Origin of the sequence: Pseudomonas sp. CBS, assembly GCF_024734645.1 — a bacterium.
Taxonomy (GTDB): domain Bacteria; phylum Pseudomonadota; class Gammaproteobacteria; order Pseudomonadales; family Pseudomonadaceae; genus Aquipseudomonas.
The window spans coordinates 3,065,296-3,076,490 of the sequence record NZ_CP102929.1; the positions used below are offsets into that span (position 1 = coordinate 3,065,296).

9 protein-coding genes are annotated in these 11,195 nt (G+C 61.1%); 6 read left to right on the forward strand and 3 right to left on the reverse strand.

The genetic code is table 11. The annotated features are described in order from the left end of the window. Positions 1-103: 103 nt before the first annotated feature. The 6 genes from NVB75_RS13970 (at position 104) to NVB75_RS13995 (ending at position 6,000) form a co-directional block, all read left to right on the forward strand. On the forward strand, positions 104-850 hold the full coding sequence (locus NVB75_RS13970; RefSeq protein ID WP_258347658.1) for an amino acid ABC transporter permease: 747 nt from the start codon (positions 104-106) through the stop codon (positions 848-850). Then, the gene (locus NVB75_RS13975; protein WP_046384547.1) at positions 850-1,521 is read left to right on the forward strand and encodes an amino acid ABC transporter permease; all 672 of its coding nucleotides are present in this window, start codon (positions 850-852) and stop codon (positions 1,519-1,521) included. Before NVB75_RS13970 ends, NVB75_RS13975 begins: the two co-directional genes overlap by 1 nt. Beyond that, positions 1,518-2,252: an amino acid ABC transporter ATP-binding protein gene (locus NVB75_RS13980; RefSeq protein WP_003208734.1), complete on the forward strand. Its 735-nt coding sequence runs from the start codon at positions 1,518-1,520 to the stop codon at positions 2,250-2,252. Before NVB75_RS13975 ends, NVB75_RS13980 begins: the two co-directional genes overlap by 4 nt. Positions 2,253-2,413: 161 nt before the next feature. Next, positions 2,414-4,315: a sensor histidine kinase gene (locus tag NVB75_RS13985; protein WP_258347659.1), complete on the forward strand. Its 1,902-nt coding sequence runs from the start codon at positions 2,414-2,416 to the stop codon at positions 4,313-4,315. Further along, entirely contained in the window at positions 4,312-5,652 is a 1,341-nt protein-coding gene (locus NVB75_RS13990; protein WP_275793276.1) for a sigma-54 dependent transcriptional regulator, read from the forward strand. Before NVB75_RS13985 ends, NVB75_RS13990 begins: the two co-directional genes overlap by 4 nt. An 18-nt stretch (positions 5,653-5,670) precedes the next feature. After that, entirely contained in the window at positions 5,671-6,000 is a 330-nt protein-coding gene (locus NVB75_RS13995) for a GlpM family protein (protein WP_167410176.1), read from the forward strand. 862 nt (positions 6,001-6,862) lie between these two features. On the opposite strand, the gene NVB75_RS14000 is transcribed toward NVB75_RS13995, so the two are convergent. From NVB75_RS14000 to NVB75_RS14010, 3 genes are read right to left on the reverse strand one after another with little or no spacing between them, the layout of a single operon-like run. Continuing rightward, the gene (locus NVB75_RS14000) at positions 6,863-8,260 is read right to left on the reverse strand and encodes a sigma-54 dependent transcriptional regulator (protein WP_076015433.1); all 1,398 of its coding nucleotides are present in this window, start codon (positions 8,258-8,260) and stop codon (positions 6,863-6,865) included. Then, positions 8,250-10,028: a HAMP domain-containing sensor histidine kinase gene (locus NVB75_RS14005; RefSeq protein ID WP_258347661.1), complete on the reverse strand. Its 1,779-nt coding sequence runs from the start codon at positions 10,026-10,028 to the stop codon at positions 8,250-8,252. Before NVB75_RS14005 ends, NVB75_RS14000 begins: the two co-directional genes overlap by 11 nt. Then, complete coding sequence (locus tag NVB75_RS14010; RefSeq protein ID WP_258347662.1) at positions 10,028-11,152, reverse strand: GNAT family N-acetyltransferase; 1,125 nt, start codon at positions 11,150-11,152, stop codon at positions 10,028-10,030. Before NVB75_RS14010 ends, NVB75_RS14005 begins: the two co-directional genes overlap by 1 nt. Between the last annotated feature and the right edge of the window lie 43 nt (positions 11,153-11,195).

An 11,195-nucleotide genomic window follows, 5' to 3' on the forward strand; every position in this document is an offset into this window, starting at 1 on the left:
GGTTTTCGAGCCGATCGCGTGTGCCTGACGTTCACCGTCGGGCGGGAAAGGATCTTCCCCAAGCGGGTGCTTGTACATCGATCGATCTCGAGGGGAGACCCTAATGAACTACAACTGGGACTGGGGCGTATTCTTCAAGTCCACCGGCGTTGGCAGCGAGACTTATCTCGACTGGTACATCTCCGGACTGGGCTGGACCATCGCCATCGCCGTCGTGGCCTGGATTATCGCCTTGCTGCTGGGCTCCGTACTCGGCGTCATGCGCACCGTGCCAAACCGCATCGTATCGGGCATCGCGACCTGCTACGTGGAACTGTTTCGTAACGTGCCGCTGCTGGTTCAGCTGTTTATCTGGTACTTCCTCGTACCCGACATGCTGCCGCAGAACCTGCAGGACTGGTACAAACAAGACCTCAACCCGACCACCTCGGCCTACCTGAGCGTTGTCGTGTGCCTGGGCCTGTTCACTGCCGCACGGGTGTGCGAACAAGTGCGCACCGGCATCCAGGCGTTGCCACGGGGCCAGGAATCCGCCGCACGCGCCATGGGCTTCAAGCTGCCACAGATCTACTGGAACGTGCTGCTGCCCCAGGCCTACCGGATCATCATTCCGCCGCTTACCTCGGAATTCCTCAACGTCTTCAAGAACTCCTCCGTGGCGTCCCTGATCGGCTTGATGGAACTGCTGGCGCAAACCAAACAGACTGCCGAGTTCTCGGCCAACCTGTTTGAAGCCTTCACCCTGGCCACGCTGATCTACTTCACCCTGAACATGAGCCTGATGCTGCTGATGCGCGTGGTCGAGAAGAAAGTTGCCGTGCCCGGCCTGATCTCCGTGGGGGGTAAATAATGGAATTCGATTTCAGTGGCATCATCCCCGCCATCCCGGGCCTGTGGAACGGCATGGTCATGACCTTGCAGTTGATGGTCATGGGCGTGGTCGGCGGTATCGTGCTGGGTACGATCCTCGCGCTGATGCGCCTGTCGTCCAGCAAACTGCTGTCGCGCCTGGCCGGCGCCTACGTGAACTACTTCCGCTCGATCCCGCTGCTGTTGGTGATCACCTGGTTCTACCTGGCGGTGCCGTTCGTGCTGCGCTGGATCACCGGCGAAGACACCCCGATCGGTGCGTTCACCTCCTGCGTCGTGGCCTTCATGATGTTCGAGGCGGCGTATTTCTGCGAAATCGTGCGGGCCGGCGTGCAGTCGATCCCCAAGGGCCAGATGGCCGCCGCGCAAGCCATGGGCATGACCTACGGCCAGACCATGCGCCTGATCATCCTGCCCCAGGCGTTCCGCAAGATGACCCCGTTGCTGCTGCAACAGTCGATCATCCTGTTCCAGGACACCTCGCTGGTCTACACCGTGGGCCTGGTGGACTTCCTCAACTCCGCCCGCTCCAACGGCGACATCATCGGCCGCTCCAATGAGTTCCTGATCTTCGCCGGTGTCGTCTACTTCATCATCAGCTTTTCCGCCTCGCTGCTGGTCAAGCGTCTGCAAAAAAGGTTTGCCGTATGATCTCTATCAAGAATATCAACAAGTGGTATGGCGACTTCCAGGTGCTGACCGATTGCAGCACCGAGGTTAAAAAAGGCGAAGTGATCGTGGTGTGCGGACCGTCCGGCTCCGGCAAATCCACCCTGATCAAGTGCGTCAACGCTCTGGAGCCGTTCCAGAAAGGCGACGTGGTCGTGGACGGCACCTCCATCGCCGACCCGAAGACCAACCTGCCGAAACTGCGCTCGCGCGTCGGCATGGTGTTCCAGCACTTCGAGCTGTTTCCGCACCTGACCATCACCGAAAACCTGACCATCGCGCAGATCAAGGTATTGGGCCGCAGCAAGGAAGAAGCCACCAAGAAGGGCCTGCAACTGCTGGAGCGCGTCGGCCTGTCGGCTCACGCCCACAAGCACCCGGGCCAGCTTTCCGGCGGCCAGCAACAGCGTGTGGCGATTGCCCGTGCGCTGGCGATGGACCCGATCGTCATGCTGTTCGACGAACCGACCTCCGCCCTCGACCCGGAAATGGTCAACGAAGTACTCGACGTGATGGTGCAACTGGCCCAGGAAGGCATGACCATGATGTGCGTGACCCACGAAATGGGTTTCGCCCGCAAGGTCGCCGACCGGGTGATCTTCATGGACGCCGGCAAGATCATCGAAGACTGCCCGAAAGAGGAATTCTTCGGCGACATCAGCGCCCGCTCCGAGCGCGCGCAGCACTTCCTTGAGAAAATCCTGCAGCACTAAAAAGCCGCAGCTCACTGCTTTTCTGTAGGAGCGTGCTTGCTCGCGAAAGACGTCAACGATAACGCGAACATCCTGGATGAGCGCGGTGCCCTTGAGTTTTTCGCGAGCAAGCTCGCTCCTGCAGTTGGCAAGTGAGCGATAGCTGACCCAAGGCATCTGTGATGAAATGCGACCCCAACCTCTTTCGCGCCGCGCCGCCATCACTTGCCGTGAAGCCTCGTCTGATTCGCCAATTGTTCCTGCCGCCTCTGATCATCGCCCTGATGATCGGACTGGGTTACGTCGGCTTCTGGATCAGTGAGTTCTATGGAATCCGCACCCTCAGCGATACCGGCGAACGCCAGCTGGAATTGCACGCCCGCACCGTCGAGAGCGAACTCAGCAAATACACCTACCTGCCCAGTCTCCTGGAGCTGGAATCCAGCGTCTCCAAGCTGTTGGCAGACCCGAATCAGGAAACCCGAAAAACCGTCAACGACTACCTCGAAGGCCTGAACCGGCGCAGTCGTAGCCGGGCGATTTACGTGATGGATACCACCGGCCGCGTGCTGGCGACCAGTAACTGGCGCGACGCCGACAGTTACCAGGGTGAAGACCTGTCCTTCCGTGCCTATTTCCAGAATGCCGTGCGCGGCCAGCCCGGCCGTTTCTACGGCATCGGCAGCACCAACGGCGAACCCGGCTATTACCTGGCCCATGGCCTGGAAGAACACGGCAAGATCATCGGCGTCGCCGTGGTCAAGGTCCGCCTGGAAGCGCTGGAAGAGCGCTGGCAGCGGGCGCGCCTGGAGGCCTTTGTCAGTGACGAGAACGGCATCATCATTCTCTCCAGCGACCCGGCCCGTCGCCTCAAGTCCGTGCGACCACTGAGCGATGACACCAAGGACCGCCTCGCCCACAGCCTGCAATATTACTGGGCGACGCTCAACGAGCTGGAACCACTGGCCCGCGAGCGTCTCAATGAAGGCACCGAGAAATTAACCTTCCCGGCCAACAGCGAAGTGGTGGCCGACGAGCATGAGGTCAGCTACCTGGCCCAGACCCGCCCGTTGAACGACACCCCATGGAACTTCACCCTGCTCACCCCGCTGAACGACCTGCGCCAGGCCGCCATCAACCAGGGCATCCTGGTGGCCGTGGCGTTCGCGTTGGTGGCGTTCCTGTTGATCGCCTGGAACGAGCGCCGCAAGGTGATCGCCACCCGCCTCGCCGCCCGGGAAGCCCTGCAGGAAGCCAACAATCAGCTGGAGCGACGGATTGCCGAACGCACCACCGACCTGCGGGCCAGCAACGAACGGCTCAAGAGCCAGATTCGCGAGCGGCGCCAGGCCGAGGAAACCTTGCGCCGCGCCCAGGACGAACTGGTGCAGGCCGGCAAACTTGCCGCCATCGGCCAGATGTCCACCAGCATCGCCCATGAATTGAACCAGCCACTGGCCGCCTTGCGCACGCTGTCGGGCAACACCGTACGCTTCCTGGAGCGTGGGGCGCTGGACACCGCCAGTGCCAACCTCAAGACCATCAACGAACTGATCGACCGCATGGGCCGCATCACCGCCAGCCTGCGCTCCTTTGCCCGGCGCGGTGATGACCAGGGCGAAGCCAACCTGGGCAAGGCGGTGGACGCCACGTTCCAGATCCTCGGCAGTCGCCTGGAAACCTCGCCGCTGACGGTTCACCGCCACTTCGCCAGCGCGCAATTGCAGATCGACCAGACGCGCCTGGAGCAGATTCTGGTCAACCTGATCGGCAACGCCCTGGACGCGATGCAGGCGCAACCGGCCCCCGAGTTGTGGCTGGAAGGCGACATCGTCGACGGCAAATACCGCCTGCGGGTACGCGATAACGGCCACGGGATTGATCCCGAGACCCGCAAGCATTTGTTCGAACCGTTCTTTACCACCAAACCCGGCGAACAAGGCCTGGGCCTCGGCCTGACGCTGTCGGCCAGCCTCGCGGCCGCCACCGGCGGCAACCTCGCCGTCGAGCACCCGGCCAGCGGTGGTACTGCCTTTGTCCTGAGTTTGCCGCTGGCGAGCCCTCAACAAGTCGAGTCGAAATGAACGCAGAAAAAAACACCGACCTGACCGTCCTGATCGTCGAAGACGACCCCCATGTATTGCTCGGCTGCCAGCAAGCCCTGGCCCTGGAAGACATCCCCAGCGTGGGCGTGGCCAGCGCCGAAGAGGCCCTGACCCGGGTTGGTGAAAACTTCGCCGGCATCGTCATCAGCGATATTCGCCTGCCGGGCATTGACGGCCTGGAGCTGCTGACTCGCCTCAAAGCCTTGGATAAAAGCCTGCCGGTGGTGCTGATCACCGGCCACGGCGATATCTCCATGGCGGTGGGTGCGATGCGCAACGGCGCCTATGACTTCATGGAAAAACCCTTCTCCCCCGAGCGCCTGGTGGACGTTGCCCGCCGCGCCCTGGAGCAACGCGGGCTGGCTCGGGAAGTCTGGTCGCTACGCCGGCAACTGGCCGAGCGCGACTCCCTGGAAGGCCGAATCATCGGCCGCTCCCCGGCCATGCAAAACTTGCGGGAGTTGATCGCCAACGTCGCCGACACCTCAGCCAACGTGCTGATCGAAGGCGAGACCGGCACCGGCAAGGAACTGGTCGCCCGTTGCCTGCATGATTTCAGCCGGCGTCATTCCCATCAGTTCGTTGCCTTGAACTGCGGTGGCCTGCCGGAGAACCTGTTCGAAAGCGAAATCTTCGGCCATGAAGCCAACGCATTTACCGGCGCCGGCAAGCGCCGCATCGGCAAGATCGAACATGCCCACGAAGGCACGCTGTTCCTAGACGAAGTGGAAAGCATGCCGATGAACCTGCAGATCAAACTGCTGCGGGTATTGCAGGAACGCACCTTGGAACGCCTGGGCTCGAACCAGAGCGTGGCGGTGGATTGCCGGGTGATCGCCGCCACCAAGTCCGACCTCGACGACCTGAGCCGCGCCAACCAATTCCGCAGCGACCTGTACTACCGCCTCAACGTGGTAACCCTGGAACTGCCGCCCCTGCGGGAACGCCGGGAAGATATCCTGCAATTGTTCGAACACTTCCTGCAGCAGTCGTCGTTGCGTTTCGACCGCACCGCGCCGGACCTCGACAACCAGACCCTGTCCAACCTGATGAGCCACGACTGGCCGGGCAACGTGCGTGAATTGCGCAACGTGGCCGAGCGGTTTGCCCTGGGTTTGCCGGCGTTTAAAAAGAGCGGCGCCAGCAGCGGCAACCACAGTTTGGCCTTTACCGAAGCGGTGGAGGCGTTCGAGCGCAACCTGCTCAATGACGCGTTGCAGCGCAGCGGCGGCAACCTGACCCAGGCCAGCCAGGAACTGGGGATGGCCAAGACCACGTTGTTCGACAAGGTCAAGAAATATGGGCTGAGCCATTAGGAGCGCATTGTGGATTTATTGCTGAAGGCGGCATTGGGCGCGGGGGTGGTGTTGATTCTGGCGGCGCTGGCCAAGACCAAGAACTACTACATAGCCGGGTTGGTGCCGCTGTTTCCCACGTTCGCGTTGATTGCGCATTACATTGTTGGCAAGGGTCGGTCGGTGGAGGATTTGAAGACCACCATCGTGTTCGGGATGTGGTCGATTATTCCGTACTTTGTGTACCTGGCGACGTTGTATGTGATGGTTGACCGGATGCGTCTGGAAGCTTCGCTGGCGGTGGCGGCGGTGGCGTGGTTGATGGCGGCTACGGTGTTGGTCAGCGTGTGGGTACGGGTACACGCCTGACATACGCCTATCAAAAATGTGGGGCTGGGTGGGTGTGTATATCCGTTATTTGGGTAACGGCCGCTATTGGTTCCGCTCTTACAGCGGCTCACTTTTGAAGAGCGCAAAAGTAAGCAAAACGCTCTTGCCCCACCACTCGGCACCTCGCCTGCGCTCGGTGTGCCCTCACTCCGGCTTTGGACCGTGGGCCGCCGCGATGGGCCATCCTTGGCCCAGCGCGGCTAACCCGGCGTCCTGCCGGGTTACCCACGCTCCAAAGCCTGCGTTCGGCCAGCGTGGTTTAACGGGGCGCCTAAGATCAAGATCAAAAGCAAAAGCACAGCGGCCTACCGGCCGGCTTGAGTGTTAAAAGCAAAATCAAAATCTAAAGCGGGCACGGTCCAAATGTGGGAGCGGGCTTGCTCGCGAAGGTCGTTAACGATGACGCGGGCATTCTGGATGAACGCGGCGCTCTCAGGTTTTTCGCGAGCAAGCCCGCTCCCACAGAAAAGCAGATCTGTTTTCGCTCTGGTCTTTGCTTTTGCTTTTAACACTCAAGCCGGCCGGGAGGCCGCTGTGCTTTTGCTTTTGATTTTGATCTGACTGCCCCAATAAGCCCGAGGCCGAACGCAGGTATTGCGGAGCGGGTAAACCGGCAGGACGCCGGTTTAGCCGCGCCGGGCCATGGATGGCCCGTCGCGGCGGCCCGCGGAGCAATGCCGGAGTGAGGGAACGCCGAGCCACGGCGAGGCGCCGACAGGCGGGGCAGAGCCCTTTACTTACTTTGGGGCTTTTCCAAAGTGAGCCGCTGTAAGAGCGGAACCATAAGCCGCCGTTACCTAAATAACGGATATGTACTCCCCCCCAAAAAGCTCAGCGCCCCCTAGCGAACAATCTTGTCCACCTGAATCCCCAGCTTCTTCAACCGATACCAAAAGCTACGCTCAGAAATCCCGATCTTCTGCGCCGCCGCAGCCTGCACCCCGTTGCTCTCCTGCAACGCAGCCATGATGTAAGCCTTCTCCACCTCAGCCAGCGCCGCATCCAGATCCTGCGGCACCCCCGGCCCGTTGCTGAGGATCGCGCCCACCCCATCCTCAGCCGGCTTCGAAGCAAACAGATACGCCGGCAAATCAATGTCCTCGATCACTGGCGTCGCCGCGACGATGGTCGCCCGCTCCACACAGTTTTGCAGCTCACGAATATTGCCCGGCCAGGAATACGCCGCCATGGCCTGCAATGCCTCAGGGCTGAAACCGGTGATGCGTTTACCCGCCGTAGCACTCAAGGTCTGGGCAAAATGCCGAGCCAGCGGCGCGATGTCTTCCACCCGTTCGCGCAAGGCCGGCAGCGGAATCGGGAACACATTGAGGCGGTAGTAAAGGTCTTCACGAAACTCTTTGTTCGCCACCGCATCCAGCAAATTCTTGTTGGTGGCGGCGATCACCCGCACATCCACTTTGCGCTCGCGCGGATCGCCCACCGGCTCGATCACCCGCTCCTGCAAGGCCCGCAGGATTTTCGCCTGCAACGCCAACGGCATGTCGCCCACTTCATCGAGAAACAACGTGCCCTTGTCGGCCTGCATGAAGCGCCCGACCCGGTCCGCCACCGCGCCGGTAAAGGCGCCCTTGCGGTGGCCGAACATCTCGCTTTCCAGCAAGCCTTCGGGAATCGCCGCGCAGTTGACCGCTACAAATGGCTTGTCGGCGCGATTGCCGTGTTTGTGGATGGCGCGGGCGACCATCTCCTTGCCGGTGCCGCTTTCGCCCGTCAGCAGCACTGTGGCGTTGCTGTCGCGCACCGAGTCCACGGCGTGCAGCACGCGGCGAAACGCCGGGCTGTCGCCCACCAGGCTGTCGAACTGCGAGTGTTCATCCAGCTCCGCACGCATGCGCGCGTTGTCGCGCATGATGTCGCGAAACTGCAGGGCCTTGGCCACGGTGATGTCCAGCTCATCGATGTCGAAGGGCTTGGCGATGTAGTCGTAGGCACCGTTGCGCATCGACTGCACCGCGTTTTTCACGGTGCTGTAGGCGGTCATCACGATCACCGGCAGGTGGGGGTAACGCACCTTGATTTCCGCCAGCAGCGCCGGCCCGTCCATGCCGGGCATGCGCCAGTCGCTGATCACCAGGTCGATGTCTTCCTGCTCCAGCACCTTGAGCGCGTGCAGGCCGTTGCCGGCGGTAAACACCTGGATCCCGCTCTGGCTCAAGGCCGACGAGAGCAAGTCACAGAGCTTGGGTTCATCGTCGACTACCAATACGTTATGCGTCATCACCATCCTCATCATCGCCGTCGTCTGCACCCTGGGCCGGAATGTACAGGCTGAAGGTGGCGCCGGCATCTTTCTCGCTGACACATTCGATGCTGCCGTCATGACTTTCCATGATCGAGAAGACTTTGGCCAGACCCAAGCCCGTGCCCGAGGCCTTGGTGGTGACGAATGGTGTGAAGATCCGCTCGATCATGTCCGACGGAATGCCTTCGCCGGTATCGCCGATGCTGATCACTGTGTTGCCGCCCACGCTGCGGATGCCCAGGGTCAGGCGACCGCCTCCGGGCATGGCATCGATGGCGTTGAGAATCAGGTTGAGGCACGCCTGCTTGAGCTGCTTGGCATCGGCGTAAATCGTCGCGCCGGGGGCCTGGTCATCGATATGCGCGTCGATGTTATGGGTCGACAACTCTGGCCCGCAGAAGCCGAGGATTTCCTCCACCACCGGCCGTGTCGCTTGCACCGTACGCAACGGCGCGCTGGGTTTGGCGAAGTCGAGGAATTCGGTGATCAGGTCGTTGATCCGGCTGACTTCGCTGATCACGTATTCGAGGTGGCGCTTGTCGGTTTCCGGCAAATCGGCGCGGCGGTGCAGCAACTGGGTGGCGGTTTTGATAATGCCCAGTGGATTGCGGATTTCGTGGGCCAGGCCCATCGCGACTTCGCCCAATGCATGCAGGCGGTCGCGGCGGCGCAGTTGCGCTTCCAGGTGATGCAACTCACCGAGGCGCTCCGTCATGTGGTTGAAGGTGCTGCTCAGTTGCGCCAGCTCGTCGCCGCCGCTGACCGCCACACGATGCTGATAGTTACCCGAGATCACCGCGCTGACGCCTTCGGACAAGTCCCGCAACGGGCGCGTGAGACGCTGGGACACCAGCATGCCGGCACCGAGGGACAGCGCCGAGCTGAGCAGGAAGATCAACACGAACAGATTGCTCTGGTTCACCAGGCCCACCAGGCTGGTGTGCCGCAGCAAGCCGCTGAAGATCACCCCTTGCAGCTCGCCGGCGTCATTGAAGATCGGCCAGTACAAACCGCTGTAGTTGTTGGTGAACTGTTCGCTGGGCTGCTTGGTGCTGCGCAGCGCGGCCTCGATATTCGAAGGAATCCGGGTGGGGTGATCGACGAAGCGCTGGGTAGAGAAAATCTCCGAGAAGCCATTGGGATTGGCCAGGTACAGGCGCAAGTCGAGGGAATGCACATCGGCCACGCTGGTCAGGAAACTGCTGTCCAGGTAGGTCGCCACCAGCAGTTGATAGTCAACCCCGTCCTCACTGGTCTCGAAGGTCGACACCACCACGCCGGTAGTCACGCCCGCCACCTGGACGGTCTGCAACACCGCATTACTGGCCAGGTTGATTTGCTTGACGATGTCATCGGCGGCAGTGCTGAAGACAATCTTGTGGTCACTGCTGCGGATCAGCGCGACCACGTCGATGTCGGTGGCGGCGGCAATGTCGGCGGTCAGCTTGTCGTGCTTCTCGGCCTGGCGCGACGACGGCGGCTTGGTGTAGCGCAGGAACAGTTGGGCGACCCGGGCGTTGTCGTGGAGGATGTCGCCAATCTCATCCTTGACGATCTTGGTCGACTCCTGCAGCCAGATCCGCACGTTGCTGTCGAAGATCTGCGACAACGTCGTCGCGGCCAGCTCCGCCGCGATCATCGTCGGAATCACCGTGACCAGCCAGAACGCCAACACCAGCTTGCGCTGGACGCTCCAACGCGAAATGGCAAAGGGGCGAGCTTTTTGGCGGGTCTTGTTGATCATCAGGTTTCGCTTATCGCAGCAGCCATGGCAGGGTCGGATCGATCCGGTCGGAGAAACACTTTTGCAACGAACAGCGCACGGTTGACCAGCCAGTTACGGTGGCGAAAAAACATGCTGTTGCCCTGGAACTCGCAGCCCAGCAGCAGCTTGCTGGCATAGCCGGCCTGACCGCATTCATATAACGCAATCTCATTGCGAATACAGTAGTCGATATTGGTTAACCAACTGCGCACTGCCAGGCTGTACTCATGGCTGTAATCACTGTCTTCGCCGAAAAACTTGTCAATCAAGCGGTCCTGGTTCAACAGGATCAGGTTGAACGCCACCAATTGCGCGTCCACCCAATACAGCACACAGACCGCACGCTCTTGCAGCTGTTCAAGGATACCGGTGAAATAGCCCGCCGGCAGCCGCTCGAACTGCAGGTCGGAACGTTCCAGGGTGGCCTCATACAGCGCCATGATGCGCGGCAGGACGTCATCGATGTTGCGACGCCACTCAACACGCGGGCCAGGCGCGCGCAGTTTGCGGCGTAAGTCCTTGCGGGTGGCTTTGTCCAGGGAACCCAGGTAGGCGTCCACTGAACCAAAAGGGATCGGCAATAAGGCCGTTGGCAGGCTGGGCATGCTCTGGAAACCTGCGTCAAGGCAGCTGTTTGACCAGGCTTCATCCTTGGTCGGTGCGTCCTTGACCGCCACCAGCCCAACACCGAACGTATCGGCATCCTGGCGCGCGGCGGCGAGCAATTGCGCAAGCAGCGCCTGGCGCCCTGATTCGGGAACGTGGCTGGCGATGCCTGCATTGCACTGTTCCGCCACCGGCGAACCGATGGCATACAGGCCCAACTTCAAAACACCCGGCCACAGTCGCTCCAGGCGCTCGGTAAAGCGCTTGCCTACGCCCGACACCGTGGTGTCGAGGCGATAACGCGTGATGAACGCCGGCGCGACCGCTACCAGCGTTGTATCGTCAAACACCGCCAGATAGCGCCACTGAAAATCATCGATAGCGGCATTTTCCACGGCCACGTAATAGTCCCAATCCTCCAGGGCATCGGGAAAACAGTCGTTCCAGGCACTGCGCTCGATGGCCCGAATAGTCGAAAAGGCTTGGGCGGTAATCACAACGTTTCCTTGTAGGAGCGAGCGTGCTCGCGAAAAACTCAAG